At 74.5% G+C, this 20,305-nt stretch carries 18 protein-coding genes; 8 read left to right on the plus strand and 10 right to left on the minus strand.

Translation table 11 applies throughout. The features are described 5' to 3' along the window. The first annotated feature begins 150 nt into the window (after window positions 1-150). The 5 genes from IE237_RS22765 to IE237_RS22785 all read left to right on the plus strand — a co-directional run bounded on the left by IE237_RS22765 (window position 151) and on the right by IE237_RS22785 (window position 7,994). Window positions 151-3,030, plus strand: a complete 2,880-nt coding sequence (locus IE237_RS22765; protein ID WP_229842832.1) for a helix-turn-helix transcriptional regulator — start codon at window positions 151-153, stop codon at window positions 3,028-3,030. 159 nt (window positions 3,031-3,189) lie between these two features. Then, window positions 3,190-4,062, plus strand: coding sequence for an NAD-dependent epimerase/dehydratase family protein (locus tag IE237_RS22770; protein WP_189803915.1), 873 nt, complete (start codon window positions 3,190-3,192; stop codon window positions 4,060-4,062). Next, a complete protein-coding gene (locus IE237_RS22775; protein WP_189803916.1) occupies window positions 4,055-4,888 on the plus strand; it encodes an MBL fold metallo-hydrolase in 834 nt (277 codons plus the stop codon). Before IE237_RS22770 ends, IE237_RS22775 begins: the two co-directional genes overlap by 8 nt. Window positions 4,889-5,215: 327 nt before the next feature. After that, the gene (locus tag IE237_RS22780) at window positions 5,216-6,712 is read left to right on the plus strand and encodes an FUSC family protein (RefSeq protein ID WP_189803917.1); all 1,497 of its coding nucleotides are present in this window, start codon (window positions 5,216-5,218) and stop codon (window positions 6,710-6,712) included. A gap of 226 nt (window positions 6,713-6,938) precedes the next feature. Further along, on the plus strand, window positions 6,939-7,994 hold the full coding sequence (locus tag IE237_RS22785) for a lactonase family protein (RefSeq protein WP_189803918.1): 1,056 nt from the start codon (window positions 6,939-6,941) through the stop codon (window positions 7,992-7,994). 97 nt (window positions 7,995-8,091) lie between these two features. Here IE237_RS22785 and IE237_RS22790 read toward each other — a convergent pair whose 3' ends face one another. Further along, window positions 8,092-9,015 (minus strand): sirohydrochlorin chelatase, encoded by a 924-nt coding sequence (locus IE237_RS22790; RefSeq protein WP_189803919.1) that lies wholly within the window; start codon window positions 9,013-9,015, stop codon window positions 8,092-8,094. Between the two features lie 201 nt (window positions 9,016-9,216). Further along, entirely contained in the window at window positions 9,217-10,212 is a 996-nt protein-coding gene (locus IE237_RS22795) for an N-acetylglucosamine kinase (RefSeq protein WP_189803920.1), read from the minus strand. A 110-nt stretch (window positions 10,213-10,322) separates the two neighbouring features. Between IE237_RS22795 and IE237_RS22800 the strand changes: the two genes are divergently transcribed. After that, window positions 10,323-11,000, plus strand: coding sequence for a uracil-DNA glycosylase (locus IE237_RS22800; protein ID WP_189803921.1), 678 nt, complete (start codon window positions 10,323-10,325; stop codon window positions 10,998-11,000). Window positions 11,001-11,042: 42 nt separating this feature from the next. On the opposite strand, the gene IE237_RS22805 is transcribed toward IE237_RS22800, so the two are convergent. The 3 genes from IE237_RS22805 to IE237_RS22815 form a co-directional block, all read right to left on the minus strand. Next, the gene (locus IE237_RS22805; RefSeq protein WP_189803922.1) at window positions 11,043-11,591 is read right to left on the minus strand and encodes an RICIN domain-containing protein; all 549 of its coding nucleotides are present in this window, start codon (window positions 11,589-11,591) and stop codon (window positions 11,043-11,045) included. A 127-nt stretch (window positions 11,592-11,718) separates the two neighbouring features. Further along, window positions 11,719-12,801, minus strand: a complete 1,083-nt coding sequence (locus IE237_RS22810; protein WP_189803923.1) for a WD40/YVTN/BNR-like repeat-containing protein — start codon at window positions 12,799-12,801, stop codon at window positions 11,719-11,721. Window positions 12,802-13,044: 243 nt separating this feature from the next. Continuing rightward, window positions 13,045-14,124 carry an NADH:flavin oxidoreductase/NADH oxidase gene (locus IE237_RS22815; RefSeq protein ID WP_189803924.1) on the minus strand — a complete coding sequence of 360 codons (1,080 nt, stop codon included), beginning with the start codon at window positions 14,122-14,124 and terminating at the stop codon, window positions 13,045-13,047. A gap of 123 nt (window positions 14,125-14,247) precedes the next feature. On the opposite strand from IE237_RS22815, the gene IE237_RS22820 reads away from it, so the two are divergent. Then, complete coding sequence (locus IE237_RS22820) at window positions 14,248-14,601, plus strand: ArsR/SmtB family transcription factor (RefSeq protein WP_189803925.1); 354 nt, start codon at window positions 14,248-14,250, stop codon at window positions 14,599-14,601. Between the two features lie 40 nt (window positions 14,602-14,641). Here the strand turns inward: IE237_RS22820 and IE237_RS22825 are convergent, their stop codons facing one another. Then, window positions 14,642-15,292 (minus strand): DUF305 domain-containing protein, encoded by a 651-nt coding sequence (locus IE237_RS22825; RefSeq protein ID WP_189803926.1) that lies wholly within the window; start codon window positions 15,290-15,292, stop codon window positions 14,642-14,644. A gap of 176 nt (window positions 15,293-15,468) precedes the next feature. Here IE237_RS22825 and IE237_RS22830 point away from each other — a divergent pair, with 176 nt between their 5' ends. Continuing rightward, window positions 15,469-17,010, plus strand: coding sequence for an LVIVD repeat-containing protein (locus IE237_RS22830; protein ID WP_189803927.1), 1,542 nt, complete (start codon window positions 15,469-15,471; stop codon window positions 17,008-17,010). Window positions 17,011-17,018: 8 nt separating this feature from the next. Here the strand turns inward: IE237_RS22830 and IE237_RS22835 are convergent, their stop codons facing one another. From IE237_RS22835 to IE237_RS22850, 4 genes are all read right to left on the minus strand, one after another. Further along, on the minus strand, window positions 17,019-17,642 hold the full coding sequence (locus tag IE237_RS22835) for a TetR/AcrR family transcriptional regulator (protein WP_189803928.1): 624 nt from the start codon (window positions 17,640-17,642) through the stop codon (window positions 17,019-17,021). A 129-nt stretch (window positions 17,643-17,771) separates the two neighbouring features. Next, window positions 17,772-18,470, minus strand: coding sequence for a phosphatase PAP2 family protein (locus IE237_RS22840; protein WP_189803929.1), 699 nt, complete (start codon window positions 18,468-18,470; stop codon window positions 17,772-17,774). Between the two features lie 100 nt (window positions 18,471-18,570). Next, window positions 18,571-19,506, minus strand: a complete 936-nt coding sequence (locus tag IE237_RS22845; protein WP_189803930.1) for a M56 family metallopeptidase — start codon at window positions 19,504-19,506, stop codon at window positions 18,571-18,573. 138 nt (window positions 19,507-19,644) lie between these two features. Continuing rightward, window positions 19,645-20,205 carry a DUF5134 domain-containing protein gene (locus IE237_RS22850; RefSeq protein WP_189803931.1) on the minus strand — a complete coding sequence of 187 codons (561 nt, stop codon included), beginning with the start codon at window positions 20,203-20,205 and terminating at the stop codon, window positions 19,645-19,647. Window positions 20,206-20,305: the final 100 nt, after the last annotated feature.

Consider the following 20,305-nt stretch of genomic DNA (forward strand, 5'->3'; position numbering starts at 1 on the left):
ATCATGATCAGCACGCATCGTGCCGTTCCGGGGCTCCGCCCGCGACCGACGGGAAGGCGCACATGGCGGCCCCCGCGGGACCGTACGGCGGTGTCACCGCCGCCACACCCACCCCGAGGGTGAGCCGTCCGGAGGAGGGGGAGAACACCGATGACCGACGTGGTCGGGGCAGGCGCCGTCGATCGCGGGCCGGCCGGCCTCAGCGGCCGGGACCACGAACGGGAAGTCCTGGACGGGCTCCTGGCGGGAGCCTGGGAGAGCCGGGGCGGGGCCGTCGTGCTCCTCGGCGAAGCGGGGTCGGGCAAGACCGCACTGCTCGACAGCTGCGCCAGGGCGGCCTCGGGCCGTGCCCGGCTGCTGCGGTGCACGGGCGTCCAGTCGGAGGCGGAGCTGCCGTACGCCGGTCTGCAGGTGCTCCTCCGGGGCACCCTGAACGGCGTCCGGAGCCTGCCGGAGCGTCAGCTGCTGGCGCTGCGCGGGGCGATCGCGCCGGACGAGGCGCCCGCGGGGGACCGCTTCCTGGTCGGGGTCGCGACGCTGGGCCTGCTCGACGAGCTGGCCGAGGAGCGTCCGGCCGTGGTCCTGGTCGACGACGCGCACTGGCTGGACCTGGAGACCATGGACGCGCTGCTGTTCGCGGCCCGCCGGCTCGGCATGGGGCGGGTCGCCGTGGTCTTCGCCGCGCACGAGGACGCGGCGGCCTTCGACGGCGCGCCGGGCCTGCCCGTGCTGCACCTCGGACCGCTGACCGACGGGGAGGGGGCGGCGCTGCTGGCCGGCCGGGCGCCCGATCTGCATCCCGCCGTGAGCAGCCGGATCCTCGGGCTCGCCCAGGGCAACCCGCTCGCCCTGGTGGAGCTGGTGGCGGCCCTGACGCCGGCCCAGCGGGACGGGAGCGAGCCGCTGGACGCCCGCGAGATCGCCGTGCTGCCGGCCTCGTGGCGGGTACGGCGGATCTTCGACGAGCGGATCCGGGCGCTGCCCGCGCCGACCCGCCTGTTGCTGACGGCCGCCGCGGCGGACGACACCGGTGACGTGGCGCTGCTGGTGGCGGCGGGGGAACGGCTGGGCGTGGCCGCACGGGACCTCGGGCCGGCCGAGGCGGCGGACCTCGTGAGGGTGTCCGGGCGCCGGCTGGGCTTCCGGCATCCGCTGGCGAGGGCCGCCGCGTACCAGGGGGCGGTACTGGTCGAGCGGACCGCCGCGCACCGGGCGCTCGCCGAAGCGGCTTCGGCCGCCGGGGACATGGGCCGCCGCGCCTGGCACCTGGCCGCGGCGACCGTCGGCTACGACGAGGAGGTCGCCGCCGAACTGGAGCGCAGCGCCGAGCTGTTCCGCTCGCGGGGCGGGCGGGCGGCGGTCGCCGCCGCCTACCGGAGGTCCGCACGGCTGACCGAGGACCAGGCGGCCCGGTCGCTGCGGCTGGCCGCGGCGTCGGCCGCCGCGGCCGAGGCGGGGCAGGCGGAGCTCGCGGGGACGCTCGCCGACGAGGCGGGGCCGGTGAGCAGTCCGGCGGCGTTCGCCCGGCTCGCCAGCGTCCGGGCGGCGCTCGAACACGAGCAGGGCCGCGCGGAGTCGGCACGCCTGCTGCTCGTCGAGGCGACGTCCCGGGTGACGGCGGACCGCCCCGCCATGGGGGCCTGGCTGCTGTTCGAGTCCGCCGCGATGGCCTGGGCCGCGCCGGACCCGGTCGCGGCCGCCCGGGACACACGGGCGCGGGCGGCACCTCTGGACTTCGGCGGGCATCCCGTGCACCGGGGCGCCTCCGGGGTGCTCGACATGCTGGCGGGTGATCCGGTGGGCGGGGTGGCGGCGATCAGGGAGTTCGCCGGGTACGTCGTGCGGACCCGGCACGAGCGCAGCCTGACCGATCAGGTACGGCTCCACGGCTGGGACATGCTGCTCGGCGAGTTCCGCGCGGTGCACGACGAGGCCGTGGTCCTGGAACGGGAGTGCCGGGCGGAGGGGGCCGTCGGCGTGCTGCCGCGGGTGCTGCTGCGGCTGGCGCGCCTGCGACTGTTCCTGGGCCGGCATCGGGACGCGTACACGACGGCCGTCGAAGGTCTGGAGATCGCCTGCGACACCGGCCAGCACCATCTCGCCGCCATGCTCAGCGGGGTCCTGGCGGTGCTGGCCGCGCTCGACGGGGAGGAGCCGGACGGCACGCACGGACCGGGAGGGGGCGAAGGGCCGCGAAGGACCGCCGTACCGGGAGGGGACGACGGGCCGGACGGCGGGGATCGGCAGGCCGGCGGGCCGAGTTCCGCCGGGCGGGCGGGGCGGGACCTGTGCCCCCATGCCGCGCCGGTCCCGATCTGGCTGACCAGGGCACAGGCCCTGCTCGACCTCGGACTCGGCCGGTACGACCGGGCGCTGCACCGCTTCACGGTCCTCACCGGCGGCCCGTACCGGCACCTCATGGTCTCCGTGCACAGCCTGCCCGACCAGGTGGAGGCCGCAGTCCGGACCGACCGGGCCGCCGGCGCCGGGCCGGCCGCCGAGCGCTTCGCGCGCTGGGCCGAGGCCACCGGGACCGTGTGGGCGGCGGCCGTGGAGCTGCGCTGCCGCGCCCTGCTCGCCGCCGACGACGCGGGAGCCGAGGAGCTCTACGAGCGGGCGCTCGCGGCCCACGAGGGGGACGGCCGCCCGTTCGAGGAGGCGCGCACCCGGCTGCTGTACGGGGAGTGGCTGCGCCGGGCGAAGCGCCGGGCCGCCGCCCGCGAGGCGCTGACCGCGGCGCTGGAGTCGTTCGAACGGATGCCGGCCGCCGCCTGGGCGAACCGCGCCCGCACCGAGCTGCGCGCCCTCGGTGCCGCGCCGGCCGCGCCGCCGCCGGGCGCGGATCCCGTCGGCCGGCTGACCGCGCAGGAGCTGCGGGTGGTCCGGCTCGCGGCGACGGGGCTGAGCAACCGGGACATCGGCGCGCGCCTGTTCCTGAGCCCGCGCACGGTCGGCTACCACCTCTCCAACGCCTACCCGAAGCTCGGCGTGACGTCGCGGGCCGCGCTGGGAACGCTCGACCTGGGCTGACGTCCGCCGGTGGCCGGGCAGCACCCACGTCGACCGGGTCGGCCTCCGGTCCTGCCGCGTACGAACGCCGGTACACACCCCGGTCGTTCGACGGATCCGCGGGGCCCGGCGCCGTTCCTACTGTTCTCCCGTTCGAGAAACGTCCGCATGGGAGGGTTCATGAAGGTTCTGGTGCTCGGTGCCACGGGTTACATCGGCTCCGCGGTGGTGTCGCGACTGACGCGGGAGGGCCACGACGTGGTGCCCCTGGTCAAGAACGCCGCCGCGCTGCATCCGGACGCGCCGGTGCGGGTCGGCGACCTGGCCGACCCGGCCTCGTTGCGCGCGGCGGTGACGGACGACGTGGACGCAGTGGTCAACCTGGCCACGCCGACCGGCGACGAGGCGGTGGACACCGCCGCCCTGGAGGCCCTGCTCGCGCCGCTGCGCGGCACGGGCCGGGCGTTCGTCTACACCAGCGGCGTGTGGGTGCTCGGCGCCACCGGGGACGTCCCGCTGACCGAGGACGCCGGCACCGACCCCATCGCGATCGTCGGCTACCGGCCGCGGATCGAGCAGCGCGTGCTGGCCACCGCCGGGGACGACGTGCGGGCCGTGGTGATACGCCCGGGCATCGTGTACGGCCGGGACGGCGGCATCCCCGCCCTGATGACCGGCTGGGCCCGGGAGCACGGCACGGGCCGCTACGTGGGCCCGGTCGCGACCCGCTGGCCGATGGTGCACGTCGACGACCTCGCCGAGCTGTACGCCCTCGCGCTCTCCAAGGCCGCCCCGGGCGACCTCCTGCACGGCGTGGCGTGGGAGTCCGTCCCGGCCGCCGCGATCGCGGCGGCCGCCGACATCGCCGCGGGCGGCACCGGCCGGGCCGAGCCCTGGCCGCTCGCCGAAGCCGCCGAGGTGCTCGGGGTCCCGTTCGCCGAGGCGCTCGCCCTCGACCAGGTCGTGTCGGGACGGCGCGCCGTCGACGAGCTGGGCTGGCGGCCGAGCCGCCCGTACGTCCTCACCGAGATCGCCGGAGGCACCCGTGGCTGACACCGCCGTCCCGGCACCCCCGATCTGCCGCGCCTGCGGCACCCAGTACGCCGACGCGCGCCCGGACTGTCCCGTCTGCCTGGACGAGCGCCAGTACCTGGGCCCCGGCGGCCAGCGGTGGACGACGCTCGACGGGCTGCGCGAGGAGGGCCACGGCGGCCGCTTCGAGGAGCAGGGGCCCGGCGTGCTCGGCATCGGCGTCACCCCGCAGTTCGCCATCGGCCAGCGGGCCCTCCTGCTGCGCACCGCCGCCGGGAACGTGCTGTGGGACTGCGTGCCGTACCTCGACGACGCGATGGTGCGGGCGGTCGAGGAGCTCGGCGGCGTCGACCACATCGCGATCAGCCACCCGCACTTCTACTCCTCGATGGTGGAGTGGGCGCACGCCTTCGACGCGCCGGTCCATGTGCACGAGGCCGACCGGAGCTGGGTGGGCCGGCCGGACCCGGCCGTGCGGTTCTGGAACGGGCGCACGCTCCGGCTCACCGACGAGGTGACCCTCATCAACCCGGGCGTGCACTTCCCGGGCAGCGCGGTGCTGCACTGGAGCGCGGGCGACGGGGCGCTGTTCACCGGCGACGTGGTCAACGTCTGCCCGGACAACCGCTGGGTGTCCTTCATGTACAGCTACCCCAACCACATCCCGGAGCGCCCGGAGGCGGTCCGCGCGGCGGCGGACCTGCTCGCCGGCCACCGCTTCGAGCGGATCTACGGCGCCTGGTGGCACCGGGTCGTCACCTCCCGGGGCAACGAGGTCCTGGCCCGGTCCGCCGAACGCTACCTCCGCTTCGAGCAGGCGGCGACGACGGTCCCGGGGCGGGGGTAAGGGGCGGCAGCCCGGCCGGATCCCGCGCGTCGCCGCCGGATCCGGTACGGGCGGCATGGGCCAATGGCTCCGTCCGGTCACTCCCGCCGCCACGGCGGTGGGCCATTGGCCCACCGTTTCGCCCGTCGGTTGAGCCGCTGTACCCCCCTCTGTCTATCCTTGTAGCCATCACACACCTTCGGCGCCGCGCAGCGCCGTCCGGCGACGAGGCCGGACCGGCCCGCGGTGCCTTCGTCGTGTCCGAGCCCCCACCACCCCAGGGGAGCCTCGTGCGCGGTGAGGAACAGATCAAGGGGGGCGGGATTGGCCGCCGTACACACGTATTTCATGGCCCCGGATCCGGGGCTCGTCCGGCTCAGGATCTCGCTCCGTGCCGTCCTCGGCGTCGCGCTCGCGGTCGCCCTGGCCGAGCTGCTCGGTCTGTCCCTCGTCGCGTCCATCACCGCAGGCCTCGCCGCACTGCTCGCCCTGTTCACGGTCGGCGACCCCACGGTGCGCCGTCAGGCCGTCACCACCGCCCTGCTGCCGACGGTCGGCTTCCCCGTGCTCGCCCTCGCGGCGCTCCTGCACGGCGCGCCGCTCGTGCGCGACGCGGCCTGGCTGCTCGTGATCTTCGCGGGCGTGTACGCGCGCCGCTGGGGGCCGCGCGGCCACGCGCTCGGCATCTTCGCCTTCATGCAGTTCTTCGTGACCCAGTTCCTGCACGCCCTCCCCGCCCAGCTCCCCGAGCTGTACGCGGCCACCGGCATCGCCCTGGGCGCGGCCGCCACCGTGCGCTTCGTGCTGTGGCCCATCGAGCGCCGGGTCCCGCCGCCGGCCGTGCCCGCCGCCCTCGCCGGGACGGGACTCGCCCGGGCCACCACCCGCCAGGCCGTCCAGGTCGCCGTCGCCTCGGGGGCGGCCCTCGTCATCGGACAGTTCCTCTCGGAGGAGCGCTGGTACTGGGCCGTCGGCACCGTCTGGTGGATCTTCGTCAACACGTCCTCACGGGGCGAGACGCTCGTACGGGGCTTCCGCCGGGTCCTCGGCACGGTCACCGGCATCGCCGGCGGGTTCCTCGTCGCCGTCCCGTTGGGCGGCGGCGCGCCCGCCCTCACCGCGGTGCTGGTCGCCGTGTGCGTGTTCGGGATCTTCTACACCGCCGCCGTGTCGTACAGCTGGATGATCCTCGCGGTCACCGTGATGGCCAGCCTGCTCTACGGGCTGCTCGGGGTGCTGGACGGCGCGCTGCTCCTCCTGCGCGTGGCCGAGACCGGCGTCGGGGCCGTGTGCGCCGGTCTCGCCGTGACGCTGGTCCTTCCCGTCCGGACGCACACCACGAACGACGCGTGGATCCAGCGCGCGCTCCTCTGCGTCCGGTCCGCGACGTCGGCGTCCGTCCGGCGTCTCGCCGGCGAGCAGGCCGCCGACCCGACGCCGCACGCCGCCGAGCTGGAGGCGCTGCTCGGGCGCGTACGGCTCTCGCTGGCTCCGCTCGTGCATCCGCTGAACCCCTTCCGGGGGAGGAAGCAGCGGGCCCGCCGAGTCCTCGGGCTCCTCGACGAGGCGGCCGGAGAGGTGCGGGGACTCGTCTCCGTGGCCGCCGACCCGGACGCCGGTCACGACGCCCGCCTGGCCGCCGCCTGCTGGCGGGTCGAGGCGGCCGTGGAAGCCCTCACCTCGCGCGACGGGGCCGCGGTGGAGCCGGACGCTCATCACCGGAGCGAGAGCGACGTCCACGCGGGCGCGCCCGCTCTCGCCCACGCCAGGGGGCTCGCTCGCGTGCTCACCGAGCTGGACGCTCCGCTGCGCACTCCGCCGGGTGCGTGGGTGGTGCGTTCCTGAGGTCTCTTCCTGAGGGCCGCCCCGAGGCCCGTCCCGAGGTCCGTGCCGAGGTCCGTGCCGAGGTCCGCCCCGAGGCCCGTCCCGGGGCGAGCCCTGAGGCCTGCCCCGAGGTCCGTCCCCCTGAGGTCCGGAACCCCTCCGCTCTGGTCTAGACCGCCTGCTACCGTCGGCCCGACGAGACGACGGCCGGTCGACCGCGACCGGCCGCGGGGACTGGGGAGGCGCCGTGGGCGGCACAGGGACGGATCAGGGCCGGAACGGGGTACGGGCGTACATCGGCTCCTTCACCTCGGCGGGGGGCCGCGGCGTCCTCGCCGCCGACGTGGACGAGGAGACGGGCGCGCTGACCGTCACCGGGGTCAGTGACGCCGTCGCCGACCCGTCCTTCCTCGCCCTCGAAGGAGCCGTGCTCCACGCCGTGTCCGAGACCCGGGCGGGCGCCGTCGCCGCCTTCGACGTCACCGGACCCGCACCCCGGCCGCTCGGCGCCCCCGTCCCCGTCGACGGCGCGGGCCCCACCCATCTCGCGCTCGCCGCCGGACACCTCCTCACCGCCAACTACACCTCCGGCAGCGTCACCGCCCTGCCCCTGGCCGGGGACGGCACCGCCCGCCCCGCCTCGGCGGTCCTGCGGCACGAGGGCAGCGGCCCCGTCGCCGACCGCCAGGGCGGCCCGCACGCCCACCAGGTCCTCCCCGATCCCAGCGGTGACTGGGTCGTCAGCGTGGACCTCGGCACCGACTCCGTACGGATCTGCGCCCTCGACCCCGCGACGGGGGAGCTCCGCCTCCACGGCGAGACCGCGCTGCGCCCCGGCACCGGACCGCGCCACCTCGCCTTCCACCCGGCCGGCACGCACGCCTACGTCCTGAACGAGCTGGAGCCCACCCTCACCGTCTGCCGCTGGGACGCCGCCCGGGGCGCGCTCGAACCGCTCGGCGAGACCCCGGTCGTCCCCGAGGGCACGACCGGCCCCAGCTACCCCTCCGAGGTGGTCGTCGCCTCCGACGGCCGCTTCCTCTGGGCCGCCGTGCGCGGCGACGACACCCTCGCCGTCCTCGCCCTCGGGGCGGACGGCGCCGAGGCCCGTCTCGTCGCCACCGTGCCCTGCGGCGGCACCTGGCCCCGCGACCTGACCCTGGACCCCTCCGGGCGGCGTCTGTACGCGGCGAACGAGCGCTCCGGCGACGTCACCTGGTTCACCCTCGACCCGGACACGGGCATCCCGTCCCGCGCGGGCGCGATCGAGGCGCCCGCCGCCTCCTGCGTCGTCCTCGGCTGAGCCGGCCGGTTCCGCCGGACACGACGAAGGGCCCGCACCGGATGAATCCGGAGCGGGCCCTTCCGTACGACCGGGGGTCGCCGGCCGTCGCGCGGCCTCAGAGCGAGGGCGCGCCCTGCGGCTGCTGCGGCGGGATGCCCAGCGCGGCCGTGTACTGCGAGAGCACCAGCTTGCCGATGGCCGGGTAGGCACCCAGCGGCTCGGCGGCGGCGCAGCCCGCCTCCTTCGACGCCTCGTCGAGGAGGCCGTCGGCCAGCTCGGGGCCGATCAGGTACGGGGCGAGGGCCAGCTGCTCCGCGCCGGCGGCGCGCAGCTGCTCGGCCACGGAGGCGATGGAACCCTCCTGGTCGAGCGCGGCGGCCATCACCGGGACGGCCAGGCGGGCGGCGAGCAGCATGCCGGTGATGCCGGCGGCCTGCACGGCCTCCTCGCCACCGACGGTGGCCAGGATGATGCCGTCGGCGGCCGTCGCGACCGTGAAGAGGCGGGCGCGGTCGGCGCGGGCCAGACCGGCCTCGGAGAGACGCACGTGCAGCGCCTCGGCGAGCAGCGGGTGCGGGCCGAGGACGTCGGTCAGCTCGGCGGTGTTGCCGCCGTCCATCAGGGCCTGGCGCACCTGGCGCATCTGGGCGCTGTCCGGGCCCGCGAGCAGCGGGACGACGACCGCGGCGGGGCCCGTCGGGGCGGTGGCCTCGCGGCCGGCGGCCAGGGCCAGCTCGTACCGCTCGGTGCGCAGCGTGGCGGTCGCCGTGAGGACGGTCGCGAGCGAGGGGTACTCGGTGTCGTCGCCCTCGAGGAAGCCGATCGCGGCCTCCAGGCCGGGCAGCTCGGAGCGGGCGATGCTCACGACCTCTTCGGCCAGCGAGCGTATGGCGGCGGACGGCGCGCCGGGCACGGCGAGAACCAGCGCGGGAGCGCCCTCGGGCGCCGCCGCGGGTTCGGGGCGACGGTGCCGCCCGGACTGGCGGGGTCGAGGCATTCGTACAGGCAGGCCGGAAGCAGGCCCAGTGGGGGAGCTCATGGCGCCGCATGCTACTGGTTTCGCCCGCCGCGCAGTTGGCTGAGGTGCGGTCACGCGCCTTCTGCCCCCCTATGTCCGCTCTCGATCGCGGCTTCCGTTCCGCTTCCCCTCCGCGCCCGCTCCGCCGGCCTTCCCCCACCACCCCCTCCGGGCCCGCGCCCGCTCCGGCGCACCGCCTCCCACCTGGGCGGACGGCCCTGCCTAGGCGGCCTTGGTGTCGAACACCCGGAGCAGCGAGGGGTCTTCCGGCAGGCGCAGGGTGCCGTCGGCGAGCGCGGAGGCGAGGGTGACCGCCCCGGCGAGCGGGTCTCCGGCCGGTTCCACGGTCCGGGCCCGCGGCAGCAGCTCTCCGAGGGCGGTCCGCAGGGGGGCGAGCAGGGGCTCGCCCATCTTGAAGAGCCCCCCGGTGAGGGCCACCAGGGCTCCCGGCTCCACCGGGCACGCGGCCTCGGCGGCCTCGGCGATGTGCGCGCCGGCCCGCGCGAGGATGCCGGCCGCCACGGGATCCACCGCGGCGCACCGCCCCACCTCGGGGGCGAAGGAGGCCAGCACCGCGGGCCGGTCCGTACGCGGGTAGAGCACGCCCGGCAGTCCCGCCGCCGGTCCGAAGAGCTTCTCGGCCAGGCCCAGGAGCGCCGCCGAGCCTCCGCGCCGCCCGTCGTGCGCGCGCATCGCCGCCTCCAGGCCCGCCCGGCCGATCCAGGCGCCGCTGCCGCAGTCGCCGAGGAGGTGCCCCCAGCCGTCGGCCCGCCGCCAGGACGTCAGATCCGTGCCGAGCGCGATCAGACCCGTACCGCCCGCCACGACGGCTCCCGGCCGCTGACCGAGCGCCCCGGCGTACGCGGTGACCGCGTCGGCCGCGAGGGCGAGCCGGCGCACGCCCCACGCCTCCGCGAGGGCGCCCGGCAGTTCGGCCCGCAGCTCGTCCCCGAGGGTCGCCATCCCCGCGGCGCCCACGGCCGCGGCGGCCACCGGCCGCGCGCCGGCCCGCTCCCGCAGGGCGGCGACGGCGGGCAGGACCTGCTCCAGGAAGTGACCGGCGGAGATCCCGCCGGGTCCCGTCCGCACCGGTTCCCGGGAGGAGACGGTCTCCAGCACGGTGCCGCTCGCCGCCTCGGCCAGGGCGACGCGGAGCCCCGATCCACCGGAGTCGACGCCGACGACGAGGTCTTCGGAGGAATCATTCACGGAAGCCACGGTGCACCGTCCTCACGACAGGTCGAGCGGGGGAGTGCGCGGAGTCTAGGGGGTGGCCCGGGGTCCGGGTCGGACCGGGCTGTCGGTGTAGGCCGGTAGAGTGACGGACCGTGACAGCGCGACCCTTGAACGAACTGGTGGAGCCCGGCTGGGCGGAGGCCCTGAGCCCCGTCGCGGGGCGTGTCGCCGCGATGGGCGACTTCCTGCGGGCGGAGATCGCCGCGGGCCGGACGTACCTCCCGTCCGGGCCGAACGTGCTGCGGGCCTTCCAGCAGCCCTTCGACGAGGTGCGGGTCCTGATCGTGGGTCAGGATCCGTATCACACGCCGGGGATGCCGATGGGGCTCAGCTTCTCGGTCGCGCCCGAGGTCCGCTCGCTGCCCCCCAGCCTGGAGAACATCTTCCGGGAGCTGCACACCGACCTCGGTCTGCCCCGGCCGTCGAACGGCGACCTGACGCCGTGGACCCGCCAGGGAGTCCTGCTGCTCAACAGGGCGCTGACCACGGCCCCGCGCAAGGCGGGCGCCCACCGGGGCAAGGGCTGGGAAGAGGTCACCGAGCAGGCCATCCGCGCGCTGGCCGCCCGGGGCAAGCCCCTGGTGTCGATCCTCTGGGGAAGCGACGCCCGCAGGGCCCGTCCGCTCCTGGGGAACCTGCCGGCGGTCGAGTCCGCGCACCCGTCCCCGATGTCGGCGGACCGGGGCTTCTTCGGCTCCCGCCCGTTCAGCCGGGCGAACGAGATGCTCCTCGGCATGGGCGCCCAGCCGGTGGACTGGCGCCTGCCCTGATGCCGGGAGGGGCGCCGGACGGACCGGCGCCCCGGGAGTGGGTCAGACCCGCTTGAAGTAGAAGTTCTGGTTGGAGTTGGGCCGGTAGGTGCAGTCCCACAGCCGCGCCGGGGCGCCGTTGTCGGTGCGCCAGTCGGCGATCTCCAGGCACTTGCTCGACGCGTAGTTGAAGTCGGGGTAGATCTGGCCGGAGTTGCCGTACCAGGTCTGGTTGGCGCCGTAGTGGCAGTCCCACTGGTCGGCCAGGGCGCCGTTGTACGTGGCCCAGTCCTTGATCTCCAGGCACTTGTTGCTGTTCAGGTTCTTGTACCAGTAGGGGCCGGTGGAGGAACCGGGCGCGTAGTACCGCGCCCACCGCTGGTTGGGCTTGCCGGTGCAGTCCCACTGGCGCACCGCGGCGCCGTTCGCCTGGCTCCAGTCGGCGACCTCCAGGCACTTGCCGGAGGTGTGGAGGGGCTGGAGCTCGAATATGCCGTCGAGGACGAGGTCCTGGGCCTGCGCGGGAGCGGCCGTGAGTCCGAAGAGCATGCCGATGGTGGCCGCGAGCACGAGCAGGCCGCGGCGGGCGTGGGAGAACAGGCTGGGCTTCATGGTCCTCTGCAATCAGGGAGGCCCCGGCCGACGGCCGGGAGAGCGGCCTCATGATCGCATAGCTGTGCGAACGAACTCCCCTCTACTTACCGGTACTTGACCATCCCCGGCGGAATCCGGAATTCCGTCAGATCACCGCCGCCCGCACGCACAGCACGTCCGGCAGGTGCTCCGCGAGCAGCCGCCAGCTGTCCCCGTCGTCGGCGCTCGCGTACAGCTCGCCGTTCCGGTTGCCGAAGTAGACGCCCGCCGGATCCGCGTCGTCCGTGCAGAGCGCGTCCCGCAGCACGGTGCCGTAGTGGTCGCCCTCGGGCAGCCCCCGGGACAGCGGCTCCCAGGTCTCGCCCGCGTCCGTCGTGCGGTAGACGCGGCAGCGGTGGTCCGCCGGGACCCGGTCGGAGTCGGCGGTGATCGGGAAGACGTAGGCGGTGTCGGGGCGGTGCGGGTGCGCGGCGATCGCGAACCCGAAGTCGGAGGGGAGCCCCGAGCCGATGTCGGACCAGCTCGCGCCCGCGTCGTCGCTGCGGAAGACCCCCCAGTGGTTCTGGAGGTAGAGCCGGTCCCTGTCGCCCGCGTCCTGGGCGATCTTGTGGACGCACTGCCCGAACTCGGGGTCCGGGTCGGGCAGGAAGACGGCGGACACCCCCTGGTTGGAGGGCGCCCACGCCGCCCCGCCGTCCCGCGAGCGGAAGACCCCCGCGGTCGACACCGCGACCGTCAGCGCCTCCGGGTCGCGCGGGTCGGTGACGACGGTGTGCACGGCCTCGCCGCCTCCGCCGGGCACCCACCGCGAGCGCGTCGGATGCTCCCAGAGGGGGCGGACCAGCTCGAAGGACTCGCCGCCGTCCGCCGACCGGAAGAGCGCGGCCGGCTCGGTCCCCGCGTACACGACGTCGGGGGAGTGCTGCGGCGCCGGGTGGAGCTGCCAGACGCGCTCCAGGGAGGCCCCGGTGTCCTCGGGGAACTTCACCGCCGGCCGGGCCGGTTCGGTCCAGCTCCTGCCGAGGTCGTCGGAGTGGAAGACGGAGGGGCCCCAGTGGCTGCTGTCCCCGCCCACGAGCAGCCGCGGGGTCGGCCGCCGGGTGTCGATGGCGACGGAGTAGACCGCCTGGGCGGGGAAGGAGGGATCGTCGAACTCCCACCGCCCGTCGTGTCGCCGGCCGATGAAGAGGCCCTTGCGGGTGCCTACGGTGAGGAGTACGTCGGGCATGGCTGCCACCTCCAGGACGCCGTTGTCGCGGATACGGGCCAGTCTGCACCCGGCCACTGACAACGGCTCCCGGAGACACTCCGGCCCCGGCACCCGCCCTGCCGTGGCAGCCCCGGCACCCGGGGGCGCCGATCGGAGACGGCGCCTGCCCCGCCGTGGCAGCCCCGGCACCGGAGGCCCCACCCGGAGACGGCGCCCGCCCCGCGACCCGCGCCGGCCTCTCGGCCCGCCCCGCCGGCGCGGTCAGATCGCCCAGGCGTACTGCGGCGGGGCCGGGGTCTCCGCGCCCAGTTCGCGGGCGGCGCGGCGCGGCCAGGAGGCGTCGCGCAGCAGCTCGCGGCCGAGGAGGACCGCGTCGGCCTCGCCGTCGGCGAGGATCTTCTCGGCCTGCCCGCTCTCGGTGATCAGGCCGACGGCGGCGACGGGCAGCCCGGTCTCCGCCCTGACGCGGGCGGCGAAGGGCACCTGGTAGCCGGGGCCCACCGGGATCTCGGCCGGTCCGCCGTTGCCGCCGCTGGAGACGTCGAGGAGGTCGACGCCGTGCTCGCGCAGGAGGGCGGCGAACCGGACGGTCTCGTCGGCCGTCCAGCCCCGCTCCTCCAGCCAGTCGGTCGCGGAGATCCGGAAGAGGAGGGGCAGTTCCTCGGGCCAGACGGCGCGCACGGCGTCGACGACCTCCAGGGCGAGGCGGGTCCGGTTCTCGAACGAGCCGCCGTACGCGTCCGTGCGGTGGTTGCTGTGCGGGGAGAGGAACTCGCCGATGAGGTAGCCGTGCGCGCCGTGCACCTCCAGGACCTCGAAGCCGGCTTCCAGGGCGCGTCGGGCCGCGTCCGCGAACCGGCCGGTGATCTCCCGGATCCGTTCCGCGGTCAGCTCGGTCGGCACCGGGTGGCCCTCCGCGAACGCGACGGGGCTCGGGCCGACGGGCTGCCAGCCCTCGGACGCGTCGACCGGGCCGCGGCCCTCCCAGGGGCGGTTGGTGGAGGCCTTGCGTCCGGCGTGGCCGATCTGGATGCCGGGCACGGTGCCGTGCTCCTTGAGGAATCCGGAGATCCGGCGCAGTCCCTCGATCTGCGCGTCGTTCCAGAGGCCGAGGTCCGCCGGGCTGATCCGGCCCTCGGGGGCGACGGCGGTCGCCTCGACGAGGATCAGCCCGGCGCCGCCGGTGGCGCGGGCCGCGTAGTGGGCGAAGTGCCAGTCCCCGGCGACCCCCGCGTTCGGTCCGCTCGCCTCCGCCGAGTACTGGCACATGGGCGCCATCCAGACGCGGTTGGGCACGGTCAGGGAACGCAGGGTGAACGGCTCGAAGAGGGCGACGCTCATGACGGACTCCGTTTCGGGGTGCCTCGAAGGTCCTCGTACGATAACCATCGTAGTACGGCGCCTGTCAAACTACGAGAGCCCTCGTACAATGGACCGCATCCCGGATGAAGTGGAGCCGCCGCCATGACGACCACCACCAACGCGCGCGTCCTCGAGCACCCCACGCGTGACCAGATCCGCCTCGAAGAGGTGCTGCACGCCCTCGCGGACAGCGTGCGCCTTCGGATCGTGCGGGACATGGCGCGCGAGAGCACCGAACTCAGCTGCTCGTACTTCGACCTCCCGGTGACCAAGTCCACGACCACGCACCACTTCCGGGTGCTCCGTGAGAGCGGTGTCATCCAGCAGATGTACCGGGGCACGGCCAAGCTCAACTGCCTGCGCAGGAGCGACCTCGACGCCCTCTTCCCCGGTCTCCTCGACTCCGTCCTGGCCGCCGCCGACGCCCAGGACGGGCGCGTGGGAGAGACGGGCTGACGGCCGGCGCCCCTCCCCGTTCCCCCTGGAGGGAGCGCGGCTAGAGGGAGCGCATCCGGTTGATCTCCGAGGTCTGCTGGGCGATCACGTCGTTCGCCATCTCCTCCACGAGGACGTTGTTCCCCTCGCTCAGTACCTCGGCGGCCATCGTCACGGCCCCTTCGTGGTGCGTGATCATGAGCTTCAGGAAGAGCTCGTCGAAGGCCTTGCCCTTCGCGCTCCGCAACTCCTTCAGCTGGGCCTCGGACGCCATGCCCGGCATCGAGTGATGGTCGTGGGTGCCCTGTTCGCGCGGACCACCGTTGTTTTTCAGCCAACCTTCCATCGCGTCGATCTCCGGCCGCTGCGACGCCGAGATCCGCTCGGCGACCTTCTTCACCGCGGGCGAGGACGCCCGGTCCGGTGCCAGGGCGGTCATCGTCAGGGCCTGCCGGTGGTGCGCGATCATCATCTGCGCGTACCGGAAGTCCGCGCCGTTCGGGCTCTCGTCCGGGAGCAGCCGCGCGGCCTCCTCCGGGGATATCCGCCGGGCCGGTTCGCCGGGCTTCCCCGGTGCCACCACCGCGGGACCGGTCGAGGCCCCGGCCTGCGGCGCGCCCTTGTCGGGCCCCGACTCGCAGGCACTCAGGGCGAGTACGGCGACGGCGGACAGGGCCACGGCGACGACGGCACGCTGACGGCGGATCAACAACGCGACCTCCAGATTTTCTTGCGGGGACAGTGACCGTTCCTAGCACCTTTCTCGCAGGGACCGATCAAAAACCTTCATTACGTCTGTGTTGCCATCTGTTGAGATGTGCACGCCACGGAAGATACTGCCGGGGTCCAACACCCGTTCACAGCTGAACGGATACCAGGGAGGACGGAGTGACTTCGTTGCGTACCCCGCGTACCACGTCCGACACGCGCGACCCGCGTGCCCGGTTCAGACGCCTGGGCGTGGCATCCGCTGCCGCCGGGCTGCTGGCCACACTGCTCGCGGCAGGCCCCGCGGCCGCCACCCCCGACCCCGGAGACGCCGGCCCCGCACAGGGCGCCGTCTCCTCCCAGCAGGCGGCCGAGGCGCGCTCCGCCATCCAGAGCGGTGAGATACCCGGCGTGGACGAGATAGTCCACAGCCAGAACATCGAGCACCTCGCGAACGTCCCCAAGGAGGCTCTCCAGAGCCTCAACACGGACCTCGCCTTCCAGGGCAAGTACGCCTTCGCCGGCAACTACGACGGCTTCCGGATCTACGACATCAGCAACCCGAAGGCCCCGAAGACCGTCGCGCAGGTCCTCTGCCCGGGTTCCCAGAACGACATCTCCGTCTCCGGGAACCTGCTCTTCCTCTCCACCGACTCCTCCCGGAGCGACAACTCGTGCGCCAGCACGACGCAGCCCGCCTCGGTGAAGGAATCCTGGGAGGGCATGAAGATCTTCGACATCAGCGACATCGCCAACCCGAAGTACGTCGCCGCCGTCGAGACCGCCTGCGGTTCGCACACCCACACGATCCTGCCCAAGGGCAAGAACGTGTACGTCTACGTCTCCTCCTACTCGCCCAACGCGGCCTTCCCGGACTGCCAGCCCCCGCACGACGGCATCTCCGTCATCAAGGTGCCGCGCAAGGCCCCCGAGAAGGCGGCCGTCGTCAACTTCCCCGTCCTCTTCCCGGGCGAGGGCCCGGACGGCGGCGGCAACCCGGGCGGTCCCACCAACCCGGGCGTCTCCAAGACCACCGGTTGCCACGACATCACCGTGCTGCCGGAGAAGGACCTCGCGGCCGGCGCCTGCATGGGTGACGGCATCCTCTTCGACATCGAGGACCCCGAGCACCCGCGGGTGATCGACCGGGTCCAGGACAACGTCAACTTCGCGTTCTGGCACTCCGCGACCTTCAACCAGAAGGCGAACAAGGTCGTCTTCACCGACGAGCTCGGCGGCGGCGGCGCTGCCACCTGCAACGCCGTGGTCGGCCCGAACCGGGGTGCCGACGGCATCTACGACATCGTCGGCAAGGGCGACAAGCGCAAGCTCGTCTTCCGCAGCTACTTCAAGATCCCGCGCCACCAGGCCGACACCGAGAACTGCGTCGCCCACAACGGCTCACTGATCCCGGTCAAGGGCAAGGACCTCATGGTCCAGGCCTGGTACCAGGGCGGCGTCTCCGTCTGGGACTTCACCGACTCGTCCGCCCCGAAGGAGATCGCCTACTTCGAGCGCGGCCCGCTGTCCGCCACCACCATCACGACGGGCGGCTCGTGGTCCGCGTACTACTACAACGGCCACATCTACTCGAACGACATCGCGAAGGGCTTCGACGTCCTGAAGCTCTCCGACCGTCGTACGGACCCGGCGAAGCGGATCCGGATGGACCAGCTCAACGTCCAGACCCAGCCGGACTACTTCGACGACTTCAAGCACTGATCACCGTGTCATGACCGAGGCGTGCCGTCGGGCGGACCCCCGTCCGGCGGCATGCCCGCCTCCCAGTCGAGGCCGTACCGCTGGAACAGCTCCCACCGCAGGCGCGCCAGCGGCATCGGGGCCCCCGGCAGCAGCACCGCCACCACCGAACCCATCAGCAGCGCGCGCAGCATCGGGTAGTCCGTGTCCACGTCCGCGGAGCCGTACCGCGTGACCGTGTCCCGCAGCAGGAACGCCAGGCGCTGCTGCTCCTCGCACTGCACGAACCCGTCGGCCTGCAGGATGCCCGCCATGTGGGTCCGCATCAGGGTGGGCCGCGTCACCGCCAGCCCCAGGATCGCGTCGATCGCCCGCGCCAGCCGCTCGCGGCCGTCGTCCGTGCGCGGCTCCCGTTCCAGCGCCTCCGCCAGGGTGAGGTGCATCAGCCGGTGCACCGCCGCCTGGAGCAGTACGTGCTTGCCGGGGAAGTAGTACGAGATCAGCCCCCGCGCCGTACCGGCCCGCTCCGCTATGTCACCGAGCGTGGTCGCCTCGTAGCCGTGAGCGTCGACAAGGTCCACGGTGGCCTGGAGAATCCGCTCCCGCGAACGCCGCCGAAGCTCTTCATTGACCGATGGGCTACGCGGGGACATGCTGGACTCCTGCGTTGACTGGCTGCGAGCCAATATACTCGGCGCATTCCGTCGGCATGCCCGTGTGGCATACCGCCGGGGATGCCGTCTGTTCTGGGCGACACGGGGGATCGTCCAGAACAGGCGGCTTCATCGTCTTTCTCCCATTCTGCTCCCGCTGCTCCCCGCGCCGCCGCCACCGTTCCCGGGGGAGAGCCCGGCCGCTCCGCGCCGCTCGCTCCACCGGTACGTGAGCACCGCCGCGGCCACGCAGCACCAGCCGAGCAGCCAGCCCTCGACGACGTCCGAGGGCCAGTGCACCCCCAGATAGACCCGCGTCCAGCCGACCCCGAGCACCGAGACGGCGGCGGCGCCCGCCAGAGTGCCCCAGCCGCGCCACTCCTCCCGCCAGTGCAGGGCGAGGACCCACAGCAGCAGCCCGCAGGTGACCGTCGCCGTCATCGCGTGGCCCGACGGGAAGGCGGCGTACCTTGCCGAGTCGACGGGGTCGGTCCACTGCGGCCGCTCCCGCCCCACCAGGGCCTTGAGGGCCTGCTGGAGTCCGACGGCCAGGAGGCTGGTCCCCGCCACCCACAGGGCCGCCCGCCGCTCCCGCCGCCACCACAGCAGCACGGTGGCGCCGGCGGCCAGGGCGCGCATCGTCCACGGGTCCCAGACCCAGTCGCTGAGGACACGGTTGGCGTGGGTGAACCCGGGATGGGCCAGGGCGCTGCGGTGGAGCGCCTCGGCGACCGAGCGGTCGACGGAGAGCAGTGGCGACCACCCCGCGACGACGAGCACGAGCAGGGCCGAGGCGAGGACCCCGGAGATCACGGCGGAGGAACGCATGCGCCGATCCTGCCCGACGATCAGCTCCGGGCCGTCCTCCGTGCGGCCGTCGCGCGTCGCCGTCCGCGTCCCGTCCGCCGTGCGCCCCACCCGGCTGCCGCTATCCCAGCGCGCTGAGCGCCGGAGCGAAGGCCACGAGCACGGGGACCACGGGCACCAGGGACGCGGCGGCCGTCAGCCGGAGCCGGCGCCCGGCGGTGAGCCGGGGCGCGGCGGTCAGCAGCCGGTTCACGCGCTGCGGCAGATCGGCGGCGGGGCCCGGCCCGGGGCCGAACACCCCGCGGTCCTCGTTCAGTTCGACCAGCGCGAGCGCGATCGTCAGCCGGCCGAAGCGGCGCGAGGCCACGTCGTCGGCGGCCAGCTCCACCAGGCGGTGCATCTCCTCGCGGAAGGCGGTGAAGACCGGGATGCCCGGGAAGCCGGCGGCCAGCGCCCCCGACCCGTTCAGGAGCCAGTCGTGCCGGGCCCGTGCGTGGCCCTGCTCGTGCGCCAGGACCGCGTCCAGCTGACGGCCCTTGAGGCGGCGGAGCGCCGCCGTCGTGATGACCAGCTGCGGCGTGGAGCCGCCCATCCACCAGGCGTCGGCCCGCTCTCCCTCCAGGACGACGAGCCGCTCGCTGCCCGGCCGTTCCCCGGGCAACAGGGGTGACCGGACGAGCAGATCGCAGCGGCGCTGCCTGCGCCGGGCGCGGGCCCGGCCGATCTCGCGGCCCAGCATCGCCCCGGACCAGAGCCCGCCGGCGGCGAGGGCCACCGCGAGCACCGCGGACCAGGGCCCGGACGTGCCGAGTTCGTAGGCGTCGACCACCGCGCGCGGCGCGGGGGCGAACAGCTGCCCGCGGACGGCCTGCCAGGCCGCGGAGGCGCTGAAGGTCATGGAGAGCGCGAAACTCAGCAGGACGGCGGCGACCACGCACTGCCACACCCACAGGGCCACCACGGGTTCTCGCTCCACCCAGTCGGCCCGGGACAGCAGCCGGGGGGCCGCGAGGGCGGTCAGGACGCCGAGCAGGAACAGCGCGAGGGAGACCCACATGGCGTCAGCCTATGAGCGCGGTACTCGCCGGGGGTATGGGCGCGGACGGCAAGTGACGTACGCCACGGTTTGGTTGGCCGGAAGGTGTCTGTGCCGGGCCGGATCGCGCGGGGGCATCGGCCCGCCGCGTCGCCGGCCTCACAGGGTCACCAGCATCGCGAGCATCGCCAGCGCCATGGAGAGCCGGCAGGCGAGCGTCAGCTCCGGCCGGGTCGCCCAGGCGGGGCCGGGGCCCGCGGCGGTCGCCGCCAGGGGGACCAGCCGCGTCCCCGAGCGGAGCACGTACGCCGTGTAATAGAGGAGGAGTCCGCCCGTGAGCACGGGTATGCCGCCCGCCGCGCCCGGCGTGTGCCCCGTGTGCGCCCCCGCCGTGCCCGGAGCCGCCATCGCCACCGCCATGTAGACCATGGCGACCGAGCCCACCAGATGGTGCAGATGATGACCGCCGCGCCGGACCGCGAGGAGGCCGTGGAGCGCCGCCGTGCCGAACACCGCCGCGTACACCGGCAGGACCCACTCCGGCGGGGTCAGGACGGCGGCGGGCAGCGCCATGAACGCCATCCCGAACCCCATCACCGCCTCACCGCCCGCGGCCTTCCGCTCCTCACCGGCGCAGGCGCGCATCCGCAGCAGGCAGTACACGCCCGTCGCCGCGCACAGCGCGACCAGCAGCCACCCGGACAGGCCCGGTCCGTGCACGGCACACCCCCCCTCGACGCCGTCCCCTCACGTGAGGGATGCCCGCCGCCCGTGCGCCGCACGCGGGCGCACGGGCGCGCACAGGTGTACGAGGGGAGCG

It is taken from the genome of Streptomyces tanashiensis (assembly GCF_014648895.1).
GTDB lineage: Bacteria > Actinomycetota > Actinomycetes > Streptomycetales > Streptomycetaceae > Streptomyces > Streptomyces tanashiensis.

What these genes read in the sequence shown, in the direction of transcription:
- IE237_RS22765 (WP_229842832.1), top strand. Translation starts at nt 151, where the DNA reads ATGACCGACGTGGTCGGGGCAGGCGCCGTCGATCGCGGGCCGGCCGGC.
- IE237_RS22770 (WP_189803915.1), top strand. Translation starts at nt 3,190, where the DNA reads ATGAAGGTTCTGGTGCTCGGTGCCACGGGTTACATCGGCTCCGCGGTG.
- IE237_RS22780 (WP_189803917.1), top strand. Translation starts at nt 5,216, where the DNA reads ATGGCCCCGGATCCGGGGCTCGTCCGGCTCAGGATCTCGCTCCGTGCC.
- IE237_RS22790 (WP_189803919.1), bottom strand. Translation starts at nt 9,015, where the DNA reads ATGAGCTCCCCCACTGGGCCTGCTTCCGGCCTGCCTGTACGAATGCCT.
- IE237_RS22805 (WP_189803922.1), bottom strand. Translation starts at nt 11,591, where the DNA reads ATGAAGCCCAGCCTGTTCTCCCACGCCCGCCGCGGCCTGCTCGTGCTC.
- IE237_RS22810 (WP_189803923.1), bottom strand. Translation starts at nt 12,801, where the DNA reads ATGCCCGACGTACTCCTCACCGTAGGCACCCGCAAGGGCCTCTTCATC.
- IE237_RS22815 (WP_189803924.1), bottom strand. Translation starts at nt 14,124, where the DNA reads ATGAGCGTCGCCCTCTTCGAGCCGTTCACCCTGCGTTCCCTGACCGTG.
- IE237_RS22820 (WP_189803925.1), top strand. Translation starts at nt 14,248, where the DNA reads ATGACGACCACCACCAACGCGCGCGTCCTCGAGCACCCCACGCGTGAC.
- IE237_RS22835 (WP_189803928.1), bottom strand. Translation starts at nt 17,642, where the DNA reads ATGTCCCCGCGTAGCCCATCGGTCAATGAAGAGCTTCGGCGGCGTTCG.
- IE237_RS22840 (WP_189803929.1), bottom strand. Translation starts at nt 18,470, where the DNA reads ATGCGTTCCTCCGCCGTGATCTCCGGGGTCCTCGCCTCGGCCCTGCTC.
- IE237_RS22845 (WP_189803930.1), bottom strand. Translation starts at nt 19,506, where the DNA reads ATGTGGGTCTCCCTCGCGCTGTTCCTGCTCGGCGTCCTGACCGCCCTC.